At 68.0% G+C, this 21522-nt stretch carries 16 protein-coding genes; 7 read left to right on the top strand and 9 right to left on the bottom strand.

Annotated elements, in window-relative coordinates; genetic code table 11:
• Positions 1 to 60 precede the first annotated feature (60 nt).
• The gene (locus N4261_RS10865; protein ID WP_261760161.1) at positions 61 to 567 is read right to left on the bottom strand and encodes a dihydrofolate reductase; all 507 of its coding nucleotides are present in this window, start codon (positions 565 to 567) and stop codon (positions 61 to 63) included.
• A gap of 81 nt (positions 568 to 648) precedes the next feature.
• On the opposite strand from N4261_RS10865, the gene N4261_RS10870 reads away from it, so the two are divergent.
• Positions 649 to 1164, top strand: coding sequence for a hypothetical protein (locus N4261_RS10870; protein WP_261760162.1), 516 nt, complete (start codon positions 649 to 651; stop codon positions 1162 to 1164).
• Between the two features lie 68 nt (positions 1165 to 1232).
• Here N4261_RS10870 and N4261_RS10875 read toward each other — a convergent pair whose 3' ends face one another.
• Entirely contained in the window at positions 1233 to 2060 is an 828-nt protein-coding gene (locus N4261_RS10875) for a thymidylate synthase (protein ID WP_261760163.1), read from the bottom strand.
• Between the two features lie 81 nt (positions 2061 to 2141).
• Entirely contained in the window at positions 2142 to 3881 is a 1740-nt protein-coding gene (locus N4261_RS10880; RefSeq protein ID WP_261760677.1) for an ABC transporter transmembrane domain-containing protein, read from the bottom strand.
• 395 nt (positions 3882 to 4276) lie between these two features.
• Here N4261_RS10880 and N4261_RS10885 point away from each other — a divergent pair, with 395 nt between their 5' ends.
• The 5 genes from N4261_RS10885 (at position 4277) to N4261_RS10905 (ending at position 11015) form a co-directional block, all read left to right on the top strand.
• Complete coding sequence (locus N4261_RS10885) at positions 4277 to 4801, top strand: MarR family winged helix-turn-helix transcriptional regulator (RefSeq protein WP_261760164.1); 525 nt, start codon at positions 4277 to 4279, stop codon at positions 4799 to 4801.
• Between the two features lie 82 nt (positions 4802 to 4883).
• A complete protein-coding gene (locus tag N4261_RS10890) occupies positions 4884 to 6344 on the top strand; it encodes an efflux transporter outer membrane subunit (protein WP_261760165.1) in 1461 nt (486 codons plus the stop codon).
• A 64-nt stretch (positions 6345 to 6408) separates the two neighbouring features.
• A complete protein-coding gene (locus tag N4261_RS10895; RefSeq protein WP_261760166.1) occupies positions 6409 to 7752 on the top strand; it encodes an HlyD family secretion protein in 1344 nt (447 codons plus the stop codon).
• Positions 7753 to 7859: 107 nt separating this feature from the next.
• Positions 7860 to 9425: a DHA2 family efflux MFS transporter permease subunit gene (locus tag N4261_RS10900; protein ID WP_261760167.1), complete on the top strand. Its 1566-nt coding sequence runs from the start codon at positions 7860 to 7862 to the stop codon at positions 9423 to 9425.
• Positions 9426 to 9929: 504 nt separating this feature from the next.
• Positions 9930 to 11015, top strand: a complete 1086-nt coding sequence (locus N4261_RS10905) for a TRAP transporter substrate-binding protein (RefSeq protein WP_261760168.1) — start codon at positions 9930 to 9932, stop codon at positions 11013 to 11015.
• An 83-nt stretch (positions 11016 to 11098) separates the two neighbouring features.
• Here the strand turns inward: N4261_RS10905 and N4261_RS10910 are convergent, their stop codons facing one another.
• Genes N4261_RS10910 through N4261_RS10925 form a run of 4 tightly spaced genes read right to left on the bottom strand, consistent with a single transcriptional unit; the run spans position 11099 to position 17008 of the window.
• Positions 11099 to 13336: a hybrid sensor histidine kinase/response regulator gene (locus N4261_RS10910; RefSeq protein WP_261760169.1), complete on the bottom strand. Its 2238-nt coding sequence runs from the start codon at positions 13334 to 13336 to the stop codon at positions 11099 to 11101.
• Complete coding sequence (locus N4261_RS10915) at positions 13329 to 13787, bottom strand: response regulator (protein WP_261760170.1); 459 nt, start codon at positions 13785 to 13787, stop codon at positions 13329 to 13331. Before N4261_RS10915 ends, N4261_RS10910 begins: the two co-directional genes overlap by 8 nt.
• 1 nt (position 13788) lies before the next feature.
• Positions 13789 to 16203, bottom strand: coding sequence for an ATP-binding protein (locus N4261_RS10920; protein WP_261760171.1), 2415 nt, complete (start codon positions 16201 to 16203; stop codon positions 13789 to 13791).
• A gap of 7 nt (positions 16204 to 16210) precedes the next feature.
• The gene (locus N4261_RS10925) at positions 16211 to 17008 is read right to left on the bottom strand and encodes a biliverdin-producing heme oxygenase (RefSeq protein WP_261760172.1); all 798 of its coding nucleotides are present in this window, start codon (positions 17006 to 17008) and stop codon (positions 16211 to 16213) included.
• 442 nt (positions 17009 to 17450) lie between these two features.
• Between N4261_RS10925 and N4261_RS10930 the strand changes: the two genes are divergently transcribed.
• Positions 17451 to 17822 (top strand): response regulator, encoded by a 372-nt coding sequence (locus N4261_RS10930; protein ID WP_261760173.1) that lies wholly within the window; start codon positions 17451 to 17453, stop codon positions 17820 to 17822.
• Positions 17823 to 17951: 129 nt separating this feature from the next.
• Here N4261_RS10930 and N4261_RS10935 read toward each other — a convergent pair whose 3' ends face one another.
• Both N4261_RS10935 and N4261_RS10940 read right to left on the bottom strand, forming a co-directional pair.
• A complete protein-coding gene (locus tag N4261_RS10935; protein WP_261760174.1) occupies positions 17952 to 19292 on the bottom strand; it encodes a sigma-54-dependent transcriptional regulator in 1341 nt (446 codons plus the stop codon).
• On the bottom strand, positions 19285 to 21243 hold the full coding sequence (locus N4261_RS10940; protein ID WP_261760175.1) for a sensor histidine kinase: 1959 nt from the start codon (positions 21241 to 21243) through the stop codon (positions 19285 to 19287). The genes N4261_RS10935 and N4261_RS10940 overlap by 8 nt, the downstream gene beginning before the upstream one ends.
• Between the last annotated feature and the right edge of the window lie 279 nt (positions 21244 to 21522).

Raw genomic sequence — 21522 nt, forward strand, 5'->3', positions numbered from 1 at the left:
GCGCGTCTGCGGTGGCCCGACCGCTTCAGTGGGGTCGATGCGCGGCGGTGTGCCAGGTCTTCAGCGCTGCCGTTCGTAGCGGACGAAGTCGAAGGTCCAGCCGTGGCCGCGGTCGGCCGGGCTGTGGTGGGACGAGCGGGCGACTTCCTTGAACTGTGCCGGATCGATGGCCGGGAAGAAGGCGTCGGCGTCGAAGGCGTGGTCGATGTGGGTCAGCTCCAGGGCGTCGGCCTGGGGGAGCGACTGGTCATAGACCTGGGCGCCGCCCATCACGAACACGGCCTCGTCGGTGCCGCAGGCGGCCAGGGCGGCGGACAGCGAGTCGAACACTTCGGCGCCAGGCAGTTCGAGGCCGGGCTGGCGAGAGAGCACCAGATTGCGACGCTGCACCAGCGGTCGGAACTTCGCGGGGATCGAGTCCCAGGTCTTGCGACCCATGATCACGGTGTGGCCCAGGGTGAGGGCCTTGAAGCGGGCCATGTCCTCGGGCAGGCGGCACAGCAGTTCGTTGTCGCGGCCGATGCCACGGGCGCAGTCCAGCGCGGCGATCAGCGTCAGGTGAGGCATCTTGGGGCTCCGGATTCAAGCGGATTGGGGTGGCAGGCAGAGGGCCTTCGGGGCGCCAGGTGGCACGGGTGCGACGCGGCAGTGTCCGGCACGGCATCGTCGATCGGATGCGGGACGGCGCTGGAGCGGCATGTGGGAATCGTGGCGGGCAAACGTGCGGGCGGCCTGGCTTTGGGCGAGCGGTCTCGACAGGGCCTGAAGATGGCGCGGATTCTAGCGGCGCGGTGGGGGCGCCCTGCTGGCTCATGGTCTGTTGCGATGGGCTTCGTACCGACGCAGGACCACCTTGCTGAAGATCGCCCTGGGATCGCCCTGGGCCTGCTGCAACCGACGGAAGGCGAGGTCGCCTTCGGCGGTATTCCGATGCGGCAATTGGGGATGCCCAATTGCCGCCGCCAGATCGGCACGGTCATGCAGGAAGACAAACTGCTGACCGGCAGCTTGGCTGATCACATCGCCTTCTTCGACATGCAGCTGAATTTGGCCCGCGTGGAGGTCTGTGCCCGGCTGGCCGACCTGCATGACGACATCGTTCGTATGCCCATGGGGTATCGGACCTTGGTGGGCGATCTGGGGGGCTACCACGGCCTCGCATGAGGCGCGGCATCGTCAGTGATCCGCGTCTCTTCGTGAGGGAACCTCGCCCCAACCGTCGCCTCGAGCCCTCAAACCGCCACCGGCGCCTTGATCGCCGCATGGTGCTCATACCCCTGCAGCTCGAAGTCAGCCAGCTCGTAATCAAAGATCGAAGCCGGCCGACGCTTGATGTGCATCGTCGGATAGGCCAGCGGCTCGCGGCTCAGTTGCGTTTGCACTTGCTCGAAGTGATTGGCGTAGATGTGGCAGTCGCCACCGGTCCAGATGAAGTCGCCCAGGCCCAGGTCGCATTGCTGCGCCAACATCTGGGTGAGCAGCGCATAGCTGGCAATGTTGAAGGGCACGCCCAGGAAGATGTCCGCGCTGCGCTGGTAGAGCTGGCAGGAGAGCTTGCCGTCCGCCACATAGAACTGGAAGAAGGCGTGGCACGGCATCAGCGCCATGCGGTCCAGATCCGCCACGTTCCAGGCCGAGACAATGATCCGGCGCGAGTCCGGATTGGACTTGAGCTGCTGAACCACCTGCGCGATCTGGTCGATGTGGCCGCCGTCCGGCGTCGGCCAGTTGCGCCATTGCACGCCATAGACCGGGCCCAGATCGCCGTCCTCGCGCGCCCATTCGTTCCAGATGGTGCAGCCGCGCTCCTGCAGCCATTGCACATTCGAATCCCCCCGCAGGAACCACAGCAGCTCCAGGATGATCGACTTCAGGTGCACCTTCTTGGTCGTCACCAGCGGGAAACCCTCGTTCAGATCGAAACGCATCTGATGACCGAAGACACTGCGCGTGCCGGTGCCCGTGCGGTCGCCCTTGGCCACGCCATGCTCGTACACATGGCGCATGAAGTCTTCGTACTGGCGGCGCACCGGGCGCAGGGGCTTGGCAATGTCGGTCATGGGGCGGGATTCTAGGTGGGGCGTCAAAGCCGGGGCCGCCAGCGAGGCTTCCCGCGCTGCGGTCCGGGTGACAAGCGAGGATCAGTGCGTGAACTGCAGCGCTGCCAGGCGGGCGTAGAGACCGCCTCGGGCGACCAGCTCGGCGTGTCGGCCTTGCTCGACGATGCGGCCGTCCTCCATCACCACGATGCGGTCGGCCCGCTGCACGGTGGCCAGCCGGTGGGCGATGACCAGCGTGGTGCGGTCCCGCATGGCTTCGTCCAGCGCCTGTTGCACCAGCCGTTCGCTTTCGGCGTCCAGTGCGCTGGTGGCTTCGTCCAGCAGCAGCAGCGAGGCGTTCTGCAGCATCGCGCGGGCGATGGCAATGCGCTGGCGTTGACCGCCGGAAAGACGCACGCCGCGCTCGCCCAGGAAGCTGTCGTAACCCTGGGGCAGTTGCTCGATGAATTCGTGCGCGTGCGCCGCGCGGGCCGCGGCGATGACCTCGTCACGGCTGGCCTCGGGTCGTCCGTAGCGGATGTTGTCCAACGCGCTGGCAGAGAAGATCACGCTCTGCTGCGGCACCAGCGCCATGCGGCTGCGCAGGTCCGCCAGCCGCATGCGGTCCACCGGCACACCGTCGAGCTCGATGTGGCCCTGCTGCACGTCATAGAAGCGCTGCAGCAGCTGCAGCACGGTGCTTTTGCCGGCGCCGCTGGGGCCCACCAGGGCCACGGTTTCGCCCGGCGCGATGTGCAGATCGAACTGCGTCAGCGCCGCGCGATCCGGGCGCGAGGGATAGTGGAAGCCCACCTGATGGAACACCACCCGTGACGGCCCGCTTTGTGCCGGCGGATCCAGCGGTGCGACGGGATCGGCCACCGGCGACCGGGCCGCCAGCAATTCCATCAAACGCTCGGTGGCGCCTGCAGCGCGCAGCAACTCGCCCCAGACTTCCGCCAGCACCGCCACCGAGGACACCAGCAGGATCACATACACCACCGTCTGACCCAGGTGACCGGCGCTGATGCGTCCCGCCATCACCGCCTGCGTGCCTTGGTACAGGCCCCAGAGCAGGGCGCCGAAGGTGGCGGTGATGATGAAGGCCACCAGCAGCGCGCGCACCCGGGCGCGCTTGCGGGCGGTGTCGAAGGCCGCCTCGCTGGCCACGTCGAAGCGCTGCGCCTCGCGGCCTTCCTGGGCATGCGACTGCACGACGGTGATCGCATTGAGCATCTCGGCCGCGATGGCGCTGGTGTCGGCCACGCGGTCCTGGCTGGCCCGGGAGAGCCGTCGCACCCGGCGGCCGAAGAACAGCGCCGGCAGCACCACCAGCACCAGGATGCCCATGACCTGCGTCATCACCCACGGATTGGTCGCGATCAGCAGGGCGATGGCGCCGATGCCCATGATCATGTTGCGAAGCCCCATCGACAGGCTGGAGCCCACGATGCTCTGGATCACCGTGGTGTCGGTGGTGATGCGGCTGATCACCTCGCCGGTCTGGGTGGTCTCGAAGAACTCCGGGCTCTGGCGCAGCACATGCGCATAGACTGCCGTCCGCAGGTCGGCGCTCACCCGCTCGCCCAGCCAGCTCACCGCATAAAAGCGCAAAGCGGAGAACAACCCCAGCGCCGCACCGGTGGCGAACAGCCACAGGAAGTGTTCCCGCAGCGCCATCATCCGCTCGCCGGGATCGGCGGCGATCAGGCCTTGGTCGATCAATTGCCGCAGCGCGATCGGAAACACCAGCGTCGCGACCGCCGCCATCACCAGGAACACCACCGCCGAAGCAATCCGCCAGCGGTACGGCCTCAGGAACGGCCACAGCGCCGGCCCCATGGCTCGCAGCGGCGGACTGGCGCGCGCACCGGCCGCGTCGCCACTGTCTGACGCGGCTGCGGACCGTGGCACGGCGGAAGTGGCGGTCGGATGACCTGACGCGCCGGAGACGGCAGGCCGGGACGAGGGGGCGGAGGAGGCGGGCGGGACAGCGGACATCGAGGCAGTGTAGGGCGGCCACCGCCGCCTGCCCGTGACAACCCGCTTCCGGCACCTTGAAGGATCAAGGCGCGAGGCCGGCCGGGCAGGAGCGCAAAGCCCCTTCATTGCTTAGGCCCATTGGATGCAGTGATTGGCAAGGCAATCATTGCCTAAGCAATAATTGCCCAGACTTTTCCGAAGGCCACCACTGAAAAACCGGATCTTCCGGGATTTCAGATCACTGGACGACTGCCATGAGTCCCAAGCTCCCACCCATCGCCGAGTTTTACAGCGCCGACAACTTCCAGTGCGAACCCAGCCTGGGATGGATGCTGCGCCAGATCAAGCAATCCATGGTGTGCCAGGCCGACAAGCTGCTGGGCAAGCATGACCTGACCCATGCGCAGTGGGCCCCGATGCTGCGCCTGCGGTTCAACGGGTCCATGTCCAGCGCCGCCCTGGCGCGTGAGCTGGCGATGGACGGTGGCGCGATGACCCGCTTGCTGGATCGCCTGGAGGCCAAGGGCCTGGTGCGGCGTGAGCGGTCGGTCGAAGACCGCCGGGTGGTGATGGTGTCGTTGTCGGACGCCGGTCTGGCGGCGATGGCGGCGGCGCCCGGTGTGCTGTCCCAGGTGTTCAACGCCCATCTGGCCGGTTTCACCGATCAGGAGTTCCGGACTTTGGTCGACCTGCTGCAACGCATGGTCGCCAACGGCCATGCCATCCGCGACGCTGGCCTGACCTCGGAGACCTCGTCCCTGGTGGACAGGGACGACTGATCCCTGGACCACGTCGCCGCTGTGTTGTCCCTGCGCCGGTCACACGGCGCCTCACAAGAACAATTTCCCGCAGGACTGCCTCATGACTTCCCGAATCCTTCATCGAACCACGCTGGCCCTGGCCATGGGCGCGGCGCTGCTGATGGTGCTCGCCGCTTGTGCGCCTATCCCCAAGTTGGCTGATCCGGCCCAGCCCTTGGAAGGCGAGGCCGCCGCGCGCCTGGGCTTGTCGACCGGCGACGGCCAGGCGCTCGACGCCCAGTGGTGGAAGACCTTCGGCGATGCGCAACTCGATGGGCTGGTCGACCAGGCCATCGCCCAATCGCCCAGCCTGGCCTTGGCCCGGGCCCGCATCGCCCGCGCCGCTGCGCTGACCGAGAACGCCGAAGCCGCCAAGCGGCCCAATGCCAGCCTGTCCGCCGATGTGACCCGGCAGCGCTTCTCCGAACACGGCATCTATCCCCCGCCGCTGTCTGGCAGCGTCCAGACGCTGGCCAACATCCAGGCCGGCCTGAGCTATGAGTTCGACTTCTTCGGCCGCCACGAGGCCGCGTTGCAATCGGCGCTGGGCCAGCGTCGCGCCGCCGAGGCGGATGCCGCGGCCGCGCAGTTGAGCGTGTCCAATGCGGTGGCCAAGGCTTATGTGGCGCTGGCGCGCAGCCAGGCCCAGAGCCGACTGCTGGAGCAGCAGAAAACCTTGCGCGACCAAAGCCTGGACCTGGTGCGCCAGCGCAGCGCCGCCGGCCTGGACAACGGCCAGGACCTGCGCGTGGCCGAAGCGCCGCTGCCCGACATCCAGCGCCAGCAGGTGGTGCTGCGGGAACAGCAGGCCTTGCTGCGCCATCAGCTCGCCGCGCTGACCGGGCAGGGCCCTTCGGCCACGGCGTCGCTGGAAGCGGCCCTGCCGCGAGTGATTGACTGGCAGCAGGAACCTCACCTGGACCTGCTGGGCCGTCGCCCCGATCTGGCCGCCGCCCGCGCCCGGGTGGAAGCCAGCGCGCAGGACGTGCGCGCCGCCCGCACCCAGTTCTATCCCAGCGTCAGCCTCAGCGCCTTCGCCGGCCTGAACTCGATCGGCCTGGATGATCTCTTCAAGAGCGGCAGCCGCCAGTTCGGTATCGGTCCGGCGCTGCATCTGCCGCTGTTCGACAGCGGCCGTCTGCGCGCGCAGCTCAAGGGCAGTGCCGCCGAGCAGGACGCCGCCGTCGCCACCTACAACGCGGCCGTGCTGGATGCGGTCCGCGATGCCAGCGACCAGTTCACCACCCTGCAGTCGCTGCGCCAGCAAGGCGTGCAGCAGGAGGCGCTGGTCGCCAATGCGGACAGCCAGTCCGCCCTGGCCAGCCAGCGCTACCAGGCCGGGCTGGTGAACCGCCTCGCGGTGCTCAACGCCCATCAGAACCAGTTGCTGCAGCAACGCGGCCAGATCGATCTGCAGGCCCTGACCATCGATGCGCAGATCAATCTGATGCGCGCCCTGGGCGGCGGCTATGCCGACCCGGCCCGCACCACCGCACAGACCCCGACGGGCGAGCGCGGCTGAGGCCCCGACCGTCCTGAACAAACACCCGAACCGACTCTCGAAGCACCTCCGTCCGAGCACCATCATGAGCGCCACGCCAGAGAACACCACACCCTCCGCCGCCACCGGCACCCCGCCCGCCAACGGCAAGAACGGCAACCCCCGCAAGAAGGGCCTGACCCTGATCGCGGTGGTGGTCGCGCTGGCCGGCATCGGCTATGCCGCCTATGAATGGGTCATCGGCAGCCATTACGAAACCACCGACAACGCCTATGTCCAGGCCAACGTCGTGCAGATCACGCCGCTGGTTGGCGGCACGGTCCGCGCCGTCTATGCCGACGACACCGACTTCGTGAAGGCCGGCCAGAGGCTGGTCAGCCTGGATCCGGTGGATGCCCGCATGGCGCTGGACCAGGCCCAGGCCCAGCTGGCGCAGACCGTGCGTGAAGTGCGCACCGTCTATGCCAACAACAGCGGCCTGGCCGCCCAGGTGCAGGTGCGTGAAGCCGATCAGCAGCGCGCCTTGAGCGAGCTCAGCCGGCTGCAGGCGGACGTCACCCGCCGTCAGCCGCTGCTCGCCACCGGCGCCGTCAGCAAGGAAGAGCTGGACCATGCGCAGGCCCAACTGACGGCCGCCCGCGCCGCCGCCGCGGCCGCGCAGTCCGCCTTGCTGGCCTCGCGTGAGCAACTGCAATCCAACCAGGCGCTGACCGACGGCGTGAGCGTGGAGGACCATCCGAACGTGCTGCGCGCCGCCGCCCGTGTGCGCGAGTCCTATCTCGCGCTGCAGCGTGCGGAGCTGGTCGCCCCGGTGGAGGGCTGGATCGCCCGCCGCTCGGTGCAATTGGGCCAGCGCGTGGCCGCCGGTGCGCCGCTGATGGCGGTGGTCGGCCTGCAGCAGGTCTGGGTGGATGCCAACTTCAAGGAGAGCCAGCTGGCCAAGCTGCGCATCGGCCAGACGGTGACGCTGGAGGCGGATGTCTACGGCAAGAAGACCGAGTACCACGGCAAGGTGCAGGGCCTGGGCGCGGGCACCGGGGCGGCGTTTGCGCTGCTGCCGGCTCAGAACGCCACCGGCAACTGGATCAAGGTGGTGCAGCGGGTGCCGGTGCGCATTTCGCTGGATCCCAAGGAAGTCGCGGAGCATCCGCTGCGCGTCGGCCTGTCGATGGATGTGCAGGTCGACATCCGCAACCAGGACGGCCCGACCCTGGCCGCCGCCACCGGCAACACCGCGCCGCGTCTGCAGACCACCATCTTCGACACCCAGGAACGCGCCGCCGACGAGCAGGTCAACCGCATCATCGCGACCAACCTGGGCAAGGCCGCCAAGGCGCCGGTACGCGCCACGATCAAGCCCGCGCCCGACAACGCACCGGCCAAGGCGGCTCCGGGCGCCCAGGCCCACGGCAGCCACGGCCACGCCTGAGGTGCGGCCGCGTTTCACGGTCTCCCTTTTCTGATGACGATGGACCGCGGGCGGGCTGATGCCGGCGCGGCTGGGGCCATCGCAAGACCTCCAACAAGAAGACGAGCATGAGTACACCGGCTCCAGGCGCCCCGACAGCGCCCGCGCCACTCCAGGGCACTGCCCTGGTGTTGGGCACGATCTCGCTGTCGCTGGCGACCTTCATGAATGTGCTGGACTCGTCGATTGCCAACGTGTCCCTGCCGGCGATTGCCGGCGACCTGGGCGTCAGCCCGGTGCAGGGCACCTGGGTGATCACGAGCTTCGGCGTGGCCAACGCGATCTCGGTGCCGCTGACCGGCTGGTTGACCCAGCGCTTCGGCGCAGTGCGGCTGTTCACCACCAGCGTGCTGCTGTTCGTGCTGGCCTCCTGGCTGTGCGGCTTCGCCCACTCGCTGGAAATGCTGATCGTGGCCCGGGTGTTCCAGGGCCTGGTGGCCGGACCGATGATTCCGCTGTCGCAGACCTTGCTGCTGTCCAGCTATCCCAAGCACAAGGCGGGCACGGCGCTGGCGTTATGGGGCATGACCACCCTCGTGGCACCGGTGGTGGGGCCGCTGCTGGGCGGCTGGATCACCGACAACGTCACCTGGCCGTGGATCTTCTACATCAACGTGCCGGTGGGCCTGTTCGCTGCCGGCCTGACCTGGAGCATCTACCGACACCGCGAAACGCCGATCAAGAAACTGCCGATCGACACCATCGGCCTGGCCCTGCTGGTGCTGTGGGTGGGCTCGCTGCAGGTGATGCTGGACAAGGGCAAGGAACTGGACTGGTTCGCCTCCGGCCAGATCCAGCTGCTGGCGGTGCTGGCGGTGGTGGGCTTTGCGGTGTTCGTGGTGTGGGAGCTGACCGAGAAGCACCCGGTGGTGGACCTGCGGCTGTTTGCTCGGCGCAACTTCCTGTTCGGTGCGGCGGTGCTGTCGGTGGCCTATGGCCTGTTCTTCGGCAATGTGGTGCTGCTGCCCCTGTGGCTGCAGCAGCACATGGGCTACACCGCCACCGCGGCCGGCTTTGCGCTGGCACCGGTGGGGGTGCTGGCCATCCTGCTGTCGCCGGTGGCGGGCAAGAAGGTCGCGGTGTGGGATCCACGATGGATGGCGAGCTTTGCCTTTGTCATGTTCTGCGTGGTGCTGACGATGCGCTCGTTCTTCACCACCGACACCGACCTGGCCACCATCATGGTGCCGACCATCCTTCAGGGCGCGGCGTTGGCGTTCTTCTTCATCCCGCTGACCACGCTCACGCTGTCCGGCATCCCGCCGGAGCGCATTGCGGCGGCGGCGGGCCTGTCGAACTTCGTGCGGATCACCGCCGGCGCCATGGGGACCTCGATCTCCACCACGCTGTGGGAGAACCGCGCGACCCTGCACCACAGCCATCTGGTGGAGCACATCGCCGTCGGCGATCCCGTGGCCGGCCAGACCTTGAGCACGCTGCAGGCAGCCGGCATGAGCTACGAGCAGGCGCTGAGCTACCTGAACCGCCTGATCGACCAGCAGGCCTTCACCCGTGCAGCGGACGACATCTTCCTGGCCTCGGGGGTGCTGTTCATCGTGCTGATTGCCTTTGTCTGGATCACCAAGCGGCCGCCGAAGGTCGGCGCGCCGGTGGATGCGGGCGGGGCCCATTGACGGTGGCACGCTAGACGACCGACCCGTGCGCGGCCCGCAGCAGCGGACGCCGCCATGACACCAGCGCCTGACGGCGCCTCGATCCGAGGCGCCGTCAGGCGTTTTGCATTTCCAGGCCATGACGTCATGCCGCGATGCTGCGATGCCGCGATGAAGCGATGAGGAATGACGCAATGTCGCCCTGAGGCGCCTGCACACCTTCGCGATGACGCGCCTGCACATGCCTTGATGTCGTTCGAGGCTGCCTGGCTGGCCCATTCGGCATGAGATGCGCTGCCACACCCGATCGCGAGGACGGGGCGGCCTGACATGTCCCTCCCGCCGAGGTCATCCTGGCCACGGGATCGGTCGCCCTTCGGGTCTCCCTTGTTGACGTTCGACCTGCGCTGGTTGATCCTGCCGTCACCTCCACCGACCCGGGTCAGGTCGCGAGGCACGACGATCCGCCGAGGACGCGTGCCGCGACCGGACCGCGAGGATCAATTCAACCAACGAGGAGACTTCATGGAGCGTCGATCATTCGTCAAGAACGCCGGCCTGGCGGGCGTGCTGGCCGCCGGTGCGGCACCGGCCATCGTGCATGCGCAGACCCAGGTGCGGTGGCGCATGGCCTCCAGCTTTCCCAAGCAGCTCGACACCATCTTCGGCGGCGGAGAGGTCTTCGCCAAGAAGGTGAGCGAGCTCAGCGGCGGCAAGTTCCAGATCAGTGTGCATGCCGGCGGCGAGCTGATGCCGGCCTTCGGCGTGGTGGACGGCGTGCAGAACGGCACCGTGGAGATCGCCCACACCGTGCCGTATTACTTCTTCGGCAAGGACGAGACCTTTGCCATCGGCGCCGCGATCCCGTTCGGCCTGAACTCGCGGCAGATGACCGCCTGGACCTATCACGGCAACGGCCTGAAGCTGATGCGCGAGTTCTACCGGAACTACAACATCATCAACTTTCCCGGCGGCAACACCGGCGCGCAGATGGCGGGCTGGTATCGCAAGGAGATCAAGTCCGCCGCCGACATCAAGGGCCTGAAGTTCCGCATCGGCGGCTTTGCCGGTCGCGTGATCGAACGCATGGGCGGCGTGCCGCAGAACCTGCCTGGCGGCGAGCTGTATTCGGCGCTGGAGAAAGGCACCATCGACGCCGCCGAATGGGTCGGGCCCTACGACGATCTCAAGCTGGGCTTCCACAAGGTGGCGCCGTTCTACTACTACCCCGGCTGGTGGGAGGGCGGCCCGCAGGTCGATTTCTACATCAACACCAAGGCCTATGAGGCGCTGACGCCGGAGTACAAGGCGATCATCCAGGCAGCGTCGTCGCACACCCATGTCGACATGCAGGCCAAGTACGACGTGCTCAACCCGATCGCGCTCAAACAACTGGTGGCAGGCAACAAGACGCGCCTGATGCGCTTCCCCACCGAGGTGATGGACCTGGCGTTCAAGGAGTCGATGGCGCTGTACAGCGAGCTGTCGGCCAAGAACCCGAACTGGAAGAAGGTCTACGAGGATTACGCGCTGTTCCGGCGCGACCAGAACCTCTGGTTCCGCTTCGCCGAAGCCGGCTTCGACGAGTACATGCAGCGGCAGCGGTTCTGAGTGCTCGCGGCGGCCGCGTCAGGCCGCCTGTCGCGCCGGCTCACGCGGCTTGCGGTCCGTGCCATGGGTCGAGGGTCCTCGCCTCAGCAGGTGCGGCCGTCCAGCGCCTCGCGGATGGCGCGGGTGAGGGTGCCCAACTCGATCGGCTTGGCCACATAGCCCTGGAAGCCGGCGGCGAGGCCTTCCTGCCGGTCCGACACCATCGCGAAGGCGGTGAGTGCCACGGCAGGCAGATCGGCCGCGCTGCCGCCGGGCATGCGGCGCACTTCGCGGATCAGGGACCGGCCGTCCATGTCGGGCATGCCGATGTCGGACACCAGCAGGTCGAAGCGTTCGTCGTTCAGCACGGCCAGCGCTTCGGCCGCGCTGCCCGCCACGCGCACCTTCGCGCCCAGCCGGCTCAGGGCCACCTGACCCACCTCGCGCGCATCCTCTTCATCGTCCACCAACAGCACCCGCACGCCGGCCAGGCTGTCGTCGGAGAGCGCCATCGTTCCGGTGGCCGGGGGCGGCGGCAGGGCGCAGTCTTCCAGCACCGGCAAACGCAGCTCGAAGCAGGCTCCACAGCCCGGCCCCGGGCTGTGGGCGCTGATCTGACCCTGATGCAGCTCCGCAATGGCCCGCGCAATGGCCAGGCCCAGGCCGAGACCGCCAGCCTTGCGGGTGAACGAACCGTCCTCCTGCCGCAGCCGGTCGAACACATAGGGGAGGAAGGCGGGAGAGATGCCGCGGCCGGTGTCGCTCACCCGAAGCACCGCTTCGGTACCGTCGACATGGACCTCCACATTCACTCGGCCGCCCCGGTCGGTGAACTTGATCGCATTGCCGACCAGGTTGGCGATGACCTGGGAGAGCCGCTCCACGTCGCCGTTGATCCAGACCGTGCCGTCCGCATGGCAATTCAGGGCCACGCCTTTGCCCTGGGCCTCATGCAGCGAGCCCAGCACCGTCTCCGAAGCCAGATTGGCCAGGTCCAGCGGGGCCGTCTGCAGACGCAGCTTGCCGGCGACGACCGCGCTCATGTCCAACAGGTCGTTGATCATGCGCGCCTGCAATTGCGCATTGCGCCGGATCACGGTGGAGGCCTTGCCCAGCAGCGGATGGGCGTCCGAGAAGTTGTTGAGGATGTCGGCCCAGCCGGTGATGGCGCTCAGCGGCGACCTCAGCTCATGCGAGAGCACGGCGAGGAACTGGTCCTTGAGCTCGCTGGCCCGCTCGGCCTCTTCCTTGGCCAGACGCAGGGCCTCGCGCGCTTCGAAGGCCGGGGTGATGTCACGGATGATCTTGGAGAAGCCGGTGGCCTCGCCGGAGACGCTGTAGAGCGGCGTGACCGCGCCTTCGGCCCGCAGCCGGCCGCCGTTCTGCCGCATCAGCCAGCGATCATCGCGGGCGGAGCCCTGGGTGAGCGCCTCGGCCAGCTGGCGATCCAGTACACCGGCGGCGCGATCCTCGGGCGTGAGCAGCAGCTCGGCCGAGCGCCCGCGCACCTCGTCCAGCGTGTGGCCGAAGATGCTGCTCGCCGCCTGGTTCCAGTCGCGGATGCGGCCCTCGGTGTCCAGCAGGATCACCGCATATTCCTGCAGCGAGTCCACCACGCGCGCATACAGCGCATCGGCCTCGCGCAACTGGGCTTCCACCAGCCGCTGGGCTTCGCGCTGACGCACCTCGCGCAGTGCGCGGTCGATGGCCACCGACAGGCGCGTCAGTCGGCCCTTCATCACATAGTCGGTGGCGCCGCGCTTGAGCAGCTCCACCGTGTTTTCCTCGCCGATCACGCCGGAGACGAAGATGAAAGGCGTGCCCGGCGCATGCAATTGGGCCAGCGTCAGCGCTTCGGCGCCGTTGAAGCCGGCCAGTTGATAGTCCGACAGGATCAGGTCGAAGCGTTGCGTCTCGAGCGCCCCCAGCAGGCCGGCCTCATCCTTCACCCAGGTGACCCGGGCACGCGGATGGGTGTGGTCCAGCGAGGCCTGCAGCAGTTCGGCATCGAAGGCCGAGTCTTCCAGCAGCAGGATCTCCAGCGGCGCGGCAGCGCCCGCAGGCTCGCCCGGGCCCGCAGTGAGGCCCGCCGGTGCGTTGCCCGCCGTGGCGGAGGGGCCCGAAGTCCCGGAGGCGGCCCAGACCGCAGCCGCCCCGGCGCCTGCGGCGGCACGTGCGGCGCTGGAGGCGCTGTGGGCCGCGGCGGCTGCGGGCGCGGTCGGTCCAGTCGATCCCGTCGATTCGGTCGAGTGGCCGTCTGAGCCCATCATGCCGGGGCTTCCCGCCGGATCGGGCGCGCCGGGCACGCCGGACGGCCCGGTCGAGCCGGTGGTGTCACTCATAACGGCGGGACGAGCGCAGCGAGCCGGGGGGCGGTTCATTCAACACGGCCCAGAACACGCCGAGGTCGGCGATGGCCGCGACAAAGCGCTGGAACTCCACCGGCTTGACCACATAGGCATTCACGCCCAGCGCGTAGCTCTGCACCACGTCGGATTCGGTCTGGGAGGAGGTGAGCATCACCACCGGCACGGATTTCAGCGACTCGGTGGCGCGCACCGTCTTCAGCACTTCCAGCCCGTTGACCTTGGGCAGCTTCAGGTCCAGCAGGATGACCGCCGGGTTGCCTTCGGCGCGCTCGGCGTGGGCGCCTTCGCGGTTGAGATAGTCCAGCGCCTCGGCACCGTCTCGCACCACGATGACTTCATTGGCCAGTTGGCTGCGTTCGAGCGCCACCAGGGTGAGTTCGAGGTCGCGGGCGTCGTCTTCGACGAGAAGGATGGGCTTGAGCATCTCAGTGCGGATCGGTGGAACGGGGAGGAGGAGATTGTGCCGACAGCGCGGAAGACATCAACGCGGCCAGGGCCGATGAGCGATCGACCGACGGTGGCGCCGGCGCTGTGGATGGGGCGGCCGCCATCTCGCGGGTGGGCAGCACGAAGGTGAAACGGGCGCCTTCGTCGGGAGCGCCCCAGGCATCGACCTGGCCGCCGTGGCGTTCCACGATGCGGCGCACGCTCGCCAGTCCGATGCCGGTGCCTTCGAAGGCCTCGTTCTGATGCAGCCGCTGGAAGACGCCGAACAGCTTGCCGACGTACTTCATCTGGAAGCCGACGCCGTTGTCCGAAATGCTCAGGCCCACGCCGTGCTCGTTCTGGACCGGTTCGATGGTGATGCGCGCCGGATGCCGCTGGCGGCTGTACTTGACCGCATTGCTGATCAGGTTGCGCACGGCGACCTGCAGCAGCACCGGATCGCCCCACAGACGCGGCAGCGGCCGGTGAACGGTCCACTCGATGGGCGCTTCCCGGGCCGCGCCGTTCGCGTCGGCGGACCGGGGCGGGCTTTGCAGGGCGCTGTGTTGTGCGCCGTGTTGTGCGCTGTGCTGAGCGCCGTGCTGTGCGTTGTGTTCGGCGATCAGGTCGTCCACCAGATGCTCGGTGTTGAGGGACACCGGCTTGATGGCCGAGCGCCCCATGCGCGAGAAATCCAGCAGCGCATCGACGAGTTGCCCCGCATGGGCGGAGGCTTCCTTCACATGGGTGAGATAACGCCGGGAACGTTCGGACAGGCCGGCCCCTTCCATCTCCACCACCAGGTCGACGAAACCGGCGATGTGCCGCATCGGCGCGCGAAGGTCGTGGGACACGGTGTAGGAGAACGCTTCGAGCTCCTTGTTCACCCGCCCCAGCTCCATGGCCACTTCCGCCATCTCCTCGGCACGCCGCAGCACGATGCCGATCAGCGCCTGACGCAGCTCCTGCACCGCATGCACCTCGCCCTGGGTCCAGGGCAGCGAGCGGCCCCCCAGTTGCTGACGCCAGCTGGCGAAACTCAGGCGCGGATGCAGCCGGCCTTTCGGGTTGTCCAGCTCCTTGCGCGGATCACCCGCCCAGACGATGGTCTGCACGATCTCCGGTCGGAACCAGACGATGTAGTGGCGATGCAGCTTGGAGATCGAGATGGCCAGCAACCCGGCCGCGCCGCCCAGCGCGTCGGCCAGGGCCGGGGCGTCGGTGGCGAGGCGGTCGGTGTGGTCGACCTCGTCGATGCGGTTGCCCAGCCATTGGCCGAGCTGGATCAGGGCGCCGGCCGCCGGGGTCTCGCCCACCGACCAGCACTGGTCGTTGAGGATCACCGCCGCACCGGTGGCCCGACCCAGGCGCAGCAGCGGCCCGGGCTCGGCCATCAGGCGTTGCAGTGTGGCGTCGCTGTCAGACAGGTGGGCGACGATGGCCAGGGTCAGCTGGCGCAATCGCAGCTGTTCGCTGACCCGTTCGTTTTCTTCCTTGGCCTCGATCTGAAGCGAGAGCAACTGCCCCAGATGCTCGCAAGCCATGCGCACCTGCCAGGACAGGTGGCGCGGCGCGTGGTTGTGGCAGGAGACCAGACCCCAGAGTTGGCCGTCGACGATGATGGACACCGACATCGAGGCCAGCGTGCCCATGTTGCGCATGTACTGCAGATGCACCGGCGAGACGCTGCGCAGCGCCGCCTGGGAGAGGTCGAGCGAGGTGGGCTCGCGACCATCGACAAAGCGCACCGGCACCGGCTGGTAGTCCGCATCCGGGATCAGTCGGATGTGGTTGATGCGGTAGAGCTCGCGCGCCTGGCTGGGGATGTCCGCCGCCGGAAAGTGGTGACCGGCGTAGGCGTCGTAATCCGCATCACGCGCTTCGGCCAGGACCTCGCCATGGCCCTCGGCATCGAAGCGGTAGGCCAGGCAGCGACCGAAGCCGGTCAGCCGTTTCATTTCGTTGACGACCAGGCGGCACAGCGCGTCGACCGAATCGGTGCGCTGCATCAAGGGCACCAGATGACGGGCCAGGCTGTAGATCGGCGCGCGGGGGCCGGCGTCTTCCGCTTCGGTTTCCAGCTCGAAATAGGTGAGTTCGCCCAGGCGGTGGCCGGACACATGCAGGCGGCGGCCGCCGGCGATCAGCGGTCCGCAGGAGACCGGACCTTCGCCATCCACCAGCGTGTGGCGGGTCTGGACGATCGGGCTCAACAGGTCGTGGATCGCGGCGTCGACCTCGTTGTCGGGCGCTTTCAGCAGGTCGGGCCAATTTCGGCTGTAGGCCACCAGGCGTCCGGTCAGCGCATCCGCCACCACCAGCCAGCCATGCGGCTGGATGGCACCGGGAATGCGGATCGGCTCGCTGGCGCAGCTCGCCAGGTCAGCGTCGGAAATGGTGGGCGCGGCGGTCATGGCCTCATCAAGGCGCCGAGGCGCAGCAAGGACGGCGTTCCGACGGGTCGTCACCCGCCGCTGCCCGTCCGGGGTGGTCAGGCGCCGTGTCCGCCGGGGCGGCAAGGTGCGGGGAGCCGGATGCGGGGAGGGGCGGGGTGGGCACGCCGCGTCCGGTCGGGGCCGCCGGGGGCGCAGTGTGGGTCAAGGAAGGCCGCGTCATCGCCTCGATCGGGTCGAGCCCTTCGAAGGTGGTGATCAGCGCCTGGAAGGTTTGCATCGCGGCGCGGCAAGCGGCGTCGATCTGTTCGGGGGTTTCGCCCACCTCGCGGGTGAGCAGTTGTCGAAATTCGCGCCACATCGCGCCGGTGCGATCGCCGAAGCCATGGAAATAGCTGAGCCCACGTTCTGGCGACAGCCCATGCAGGGCCGCCAATTGCGGCGTCAGCACCTGGCCACCCAGCGCGGAGCCTTCGATCACATAGAGCGCCCCCAGCGCCTGCGCGGGTGACTCCAGCTGGATCTGATCCTGCGCGACGCGGGCCGCCTCGCGCCACTCGGGCGCCACAGGCGGGTTCAAGTGGCGGAGGTCGCGCGCGGCGAGCGGGCTGCGGCGACGCAGGTCGAACCAGCCGTGCAGCGACTCGGGCAGCGCCGCGCGTACACGGGGCTCCCAAAGCTGCAGAAATTCATGGAATCCGTGCAGCACCTGGCCGTACCGGGCCAGCGGCATGGGGGACTCCAGACGCAGCACCTCCTCGATCCGCTGGTGAAGGGAACCGGTGCTGCGGCGCAGTCGGGGTAGCAAGTCGTCGTCGGTCGTCATCGGAAGCAAGGGAGGCTGCCAGCGTAGGGCAATCGGCGCGCCAGGGGGCGGGAGCGAGCCAAGCCTTGCGGAACGGGCAAGGCAGTGCGTCCGGCAAGGGCCGGATCTCGCGGCGGGCGGATTATGGTCAGAAAGGGCACGGTTGAGCAGCAGGTACACCCCCGCAATACCGGGCCCCGAATGTCGATGGGATGCGGCTTTCGCAACAAATGCACGGCGCGTGACGGGAACGCTTTTTGCCCGGTACTCGCCCATCGCATCACGGCCTTGAGCGGCGGTGGGCGGCGTGTCATGTGATCACCAGCACGGTGGGCAGGCTTGCGGCAACCGACCCGGCTGGATTTGCGGCGACACTCCGCGACCTCTCCGCTGCGCGGACCCTCGATGCATCGTGTCCGGCGCGTTGCCGCGCACGCCTGTTCCATTACTTGCAGAGACCGCCATGCCGTACGCCGTCATCGTCGACGATAACCTTGAATCCAGCGAGACCCTGGCCATCCTTCTCGAGATGGAGGGCTATGACGCCGCGACGGCCGCGTCGCTGGGCGAAGCGCGCCGGCGGCTGGCCGAGCATCGGCCGGATGTGCTGATCCTGGACCGGGCGCTGCCGGACGGCCAAGGCATGGACTTCATTGAAGAGGCCTTGCGAGACGGCCCGATGACCGTGGTGCTGCTGACCGGCCTGTCCGACGCCGCCGACGCCGCCGAAGCGGTGCGCCGCGGCGCGGCCGCCTACCTGGTCAAACCGACGACCATCGACCAGCTCAAGGCGGTGCTCGATCAGGCAGCGTCGCGCACGACCTCGCAGGTCTGAGCGCAACTGCGCGGCGGAATCGCCACGCGCGACGCGCGCGGCACGATTCGCCGAACCTCTGCAGACTGGCTTTCAGCCTGTCGAGCGCATTGAACGCCGCCAGGCGTTCCACCAGGACTGCCGCCAGGTTCAGCGGAAATCGTCCAGCTGGATCCCGTGCCGGTTGAGCTTGTCATAGAGCGTTTTGCGCGGGGTGCCGAGCAGCTCCATGGCGGCCGGCACCTTGCCCTGCGTGCGCCGCAGGGCCTGCTCGATCAGCGCCTTCTCCACCAGCTCCATCTGACGGGCCAGGTGCAGGCTGGGCAGGTCGCGCAGGGCTTCCTGGCGATCGAGGTCATCCAGCGCCAGCACGAAGCGGTCGGCGGCATTGCGGATCTCGCGCACATTGCCCGGCCAGTCGTGGGCCATGAGCTCGCGCAGCTTCTCCGGCGTCAGCTCCGGCGCCTCCCGTTCATAGCGCACGCAGGCCTGGGCCACGAAATGCTCGAACAGCAGCGGAATGTCCTCACGCCGGTCGCGCAGCGGCGGTAGCTGCAAGGTGGCGATGTCCAGCCGGTAATAGAGGTCGTTGCGGAATTGGCCGCGATCGCCGAGCTCGCGCAGGTCCGCCTTGCTGGCGGCAATGAAGCGGACATTGATCGGCAATTCCTCGTTCGAGCCCAGCCGCTCGATGCGGCGTTCCTGCAGCACCCGCAGCAGCTTGATCTGCAGCGGCATCGGCATGGTTTCGATCTCGTCGAGCAGCAAGGTGCCGCCGTTGGCATGCTCGATCTTGCCGATGCGCCGCTTGGCCGCCGAGGTGAACGAACCCGGCTCATGACCGAACAATTCACTTTCGAACAAGGCCTCCGGCAGACCGCCGCAATTGATGGCGACGAAGTGCCGATCCCGCCGCGGGCTCTGATCGTGCAGGCAACGGGCCACCAGCTCCTTGCCGGTGCCGGTCTCGCCGAGGATCATCACGTCGGCCGAGGTGGAGGCCAGGTTCAGCACCTGGCGACGCAGTTGCTGCATCGAGGCCGAGCGGCCCAGCAAGGCCGCCTCGATGCCGCTGGCGCGCTGCAGCTGCTGGCGCAGTTCGTCGGCGGAATGGCGCAGCATGCGAAGGTCCAGCGCGCGGCGGGTGGTGTCGAGCAGACGCTCCGGCGCGAAGGGCTTCTCGATGAAGTCGTAGGCGCCGGTGCGCATGGCCTGCACCGCCATCTGCACATCGCCATGGGCGGTGATCAGGATGACGGGGATGTCGGGATCGGTCGCCTGCACATGAGCGAGCAGAGCGCGGCCGTCCATGCCCGGCAGGCGCACATCGGTGATGAGGACGATCTGCGCGCCCGGCTGCACATGGGGCAGGGCTTCCTCGGCCGATCGGCAGGGGATCACCGACAGGCCCTCCAGTTCCAGGGTCTGGGTCAGGCTGACCCGCACCGGCAGGTCGTCCTCGACGAACACGACCTTGTAGCCCTCAAACATATGTCTCTTCCTCCGCCTGCCAGGTGTCGACGCTCAGGTCGAACTCGAAACTCATGCCTTGTTCGAGGCGCTGCGCACGCAGCGTGCCGCCGAACTCGTGAACGATCTTGGATGAAATCACCAGCCCCAGCCCCAGCCCTTCGCCCGCCGGCTTGGTGGTGAAGAAGGGCTCGAACAGCCGCTGCAGATGATCGTCCGCCAGCCCGGGACCGCTGTCCTGCACCTTGATCAGCGCGCGTCGGCCGTCGTCCAGCGGCACGGCTTCGATCCGCAGCCGATGGCTGACCGCCGAGGACGTCGACAAGGGGGCGTCGGCCGTATCGTGGAGGCCTTCGTGAGACGCGTGGGCGGCTTGCGCTGGTTGCGCTGCTGGCGACGCGCCGGTGGGCAGGTCATCCGCCAACTCGCGCGACGCCGCCGGGCCGAGCGGCGCGGTCGGATCGGCCACCATCGCGTCGATCGCATTGGCGAACAGATTGACCAGCACCTGCTCCAGCCGATTGCCCTCTGCCCGCACGCGCAGGCCGCCGGGCACGGCGACGTCGATGCGCAGATCCAGCGCGCGGGTGCGGTGCTCCAGCAGCAGCTGCGCGTTGCGCACGCAGGCCAGCAGCGGCACGGCCGCATTCACCTGCTCGGCCTTGCGGGCGAAGCTCTTGAGCTGCCGGGTGATCTGCGCCATGCGCTCGACCATCTCATCCATGGTCTGCAGGTTGTCGGCCACCGCCTGGGTGCGGCCGGCTTCGAGCAGGCGCTGCGAGTTGCGCGCCAGGGCCCGCAAGGCGGTCAGCGGCTGGTTGACTTCATGCGACAGGCCGGCGGACATCTGCCCCAGCACCGCCAGCTTGCTGGTCTGCAGCAATTCCCCTTCGGCTTGCCGGCGCTGGTTGATCTGGTCCTTCAATTCGTCGTTGGCCCGGCGTAGTTCGACAGTGCGTTCATCCACCGTGCGTTCCAGCTGCACATGCGCATCCTGCAGTTCCGTCTTGGCCAGGAACAGCTGACGCAGCGTCTTGCGGCGTGAAGCGAGATAGAGCAGCAGCATGCCGATGGCCGCACCGAAGGCGGCGCCGCTCCAGGCGGCGAGCCGCGCCTGTCGACGCACCTCCGACAGGTCGGACAGCGCGAGCAAGCGCAGGCCCAGCGGCAGCAGCTGCCGCTCCTGGGCCAGCAGGGTGGTGTTGGCGGGCGCCGGGGCGCGCACCAGTCGGCTGTCGTAGGCCTCCAGCACGGCGGGCAGGCCGAGGTCCGGGCCGACCGCACGGGGGTATCGCGCGCTGGCCTGCAACTGATCGCGCTGGGCGTCGTCCGCCTGGTTGAGCACGGCGTACTTCCAGGCTTCGACCGAACTCATGATCACCACGCCCTGGTCATCGGCCACCAGGATGCGCTCGCCCTGGGAACGCAGGCCCAGGTCCACCCAGGTGGCTTCCAGCGGCGCCAGGTTGAGCTTGACCACAATGACGCCCAGCAGACGCTGCTGGCGGCGCACCGCCTGCAGCAGATAGAAATTGGTGCTGGCCACGCCATCGCCCGCATCGGAGGCAAAGAAATGGTGGCGGTCCTGCGCGATCGCCTGGGCCAGCCGCGGCGGCGGGGTGACCGCCTCGCTGGCGGCCAGCACCTGGCCCTCGGCATCGGACAGGAAGATCTGGGTGGTGCCGGCCCGCACATTGACCCGCGCCAGCATCTGGCCGACTTGCCCCCGCAGGGCCTCATCGTCCGGGCGCTGCAGCAGCGTGGTCACCCGGTCATCGATCGCCAGCAGGCTGGGCAGATAGGCGTGGCGGCTCAGTTCGGTCGACAGGTTGGAGGCATACAGCTCCAGCCGTTCGGTGGCGAGCGCAGAGAGCTGGATCAGGCCGGCGCGTTCGCTGAGCCGGTGACCGAACACCAGCCCCAGCATCATCAGCACCGCGGTCAGATAGAGATAGAAACTCGGCCGCCCCAATAAATGAGTGGCCCGGGCCCTGATGTTTGAGTGAGGAACTGCCTGATCCATGTGAGACGAAAAACGTCACCTAGTGTGCCCAAAGTGTCAGATGTCGTGCACCATGCGGCACCCGATTTTTGGGGTTGGCGGGGAATCGCCCGGCTGTCGAGGCGGTTTGTGCGGATTTCCGCCCAGCGTTTGCTCGCCGAGACTGCGAATAGCGCACCGATCCCGGCCCAGAGGGTGTTCTGGGTCGGTGATTACCCTTGAAACGTGAAGATTGGCACGGGGGTTGCA

Source organism: Roseateles amylovorans, assembly GCF_025398155.2.
Classification (GTDB): Bacteria; Pseudomonadota; Gammaproteobacteria; order Burkholderiales; family Burkholderiaceae_C; genus Roseateles; species Roseateles amylovorans.

What these genes read in the sequence shown, in the direction of transcription:
- N4261_RS10905 (WP_261760168.1), top strand. Translation starts at nt 9,930, where the DNA reads ATGGAGCGTCGATCATTCGTCAAGAACGCCGGCCTGGCGGGCGTGCTG.
- N4261_RS10865 (WP_261760161.1), bottom strand. Translation starts at nt 567, where the DNA reads ATGCCTCACCTGACGCTGATCGCCGCGCTGGACTGCGCCCGTGGCATC.
- N4261_RS10935 (WP_261760174.1), bottom strand. Translation starts at nt 19,292, where the DNA reads ATGTTTGAGGGCTACAAGGTCGTGTTCGTCGAGGACGACCTGCCGGTG.
- N4261_RS10885 (WP_261760164.1), top strand. Translation starts at nt 4,277, where the DNA reads ATGAGTCCCAAGCTCCCACCCATCGCCGAGTTTTACAGCGCCGACAAC.
- N4261_RS10875 (WP_261760163.1), bottom strand. Translation starts at nt 2,060, where the DNA reads ATGACCGACATTGCCAAGCCCCTGCGCCCGGTGCGCCGCCAGTACGAA.
- N4261_RS10900 (WP_261760167.1), top strand. Translation starts at nt 7,860, where the DNA reads ATGAGTACACCGGCTCCAGGCGCCCCGACAGCGCCCGCGCCACTCCAG.
- N4261_RS10920 (WP_261760171.1), bottom strand. Translation starts at nt 16,203, where the DNA reads ATGACCGCCGCGCCCACCATTTCCGACGCTGACCTGGCGAGCTGCGCC.
- N4261_RS10930 (WP_261760173.1), top strand. Translation starts at nt 17,451, where the DNA reads ATGCCGTACGCCGTCATCGTCGACGATAACCTTGAATCCAGCGAGACC.
- N4261_RS10895 (WP_261760166.1), top strand. Translation starts at nt 6,409, where the DNA reads ATGAGCGCCACGCCAGAGAACACCACACCCTCCGCCGCCACCGGCACC.
- N4261_RS10890 (WP_261760165.1), top strand. Translation starts at nt 4,884, where the DNA reads ATGACTTCCCGAATCCTTCATCGAACCACGCTGGCCCTGGCCATGGGC.
- N4261_RS10910 (WP_261760169.1), bottom strand. Translation starts at nt 13,336, where the DNA reads ATGAGTGACACCACCGGCTCGACCGGGCCGTCCGGCGTGCCCGGCGCG.
- N4261_RS10925 (WP_261760172.1), bottom strand. Translation starts at nt 17,008, where the DNA reads ATGACGACCGACGACGACTTGCTACCCCGACTGCGCCGCAGCACCGGT.
- N4261_RS10880 (WP_261760677.1), bottom strand. Translation starts at nt 3,881, where the DNA reads ATGGGGCCGGCGCTGTGGCCGTTCCTGAGGCCGTACCGCTGGCGGATT.
- N4261_RS10915 (WP_261760170.1), bottom strand. Translation starts at nt 13,787, where the DNA reads ATGCTCAAGCCCATCCTTCTCGTCGAAGACGACGCCCGCGACCTCGAA.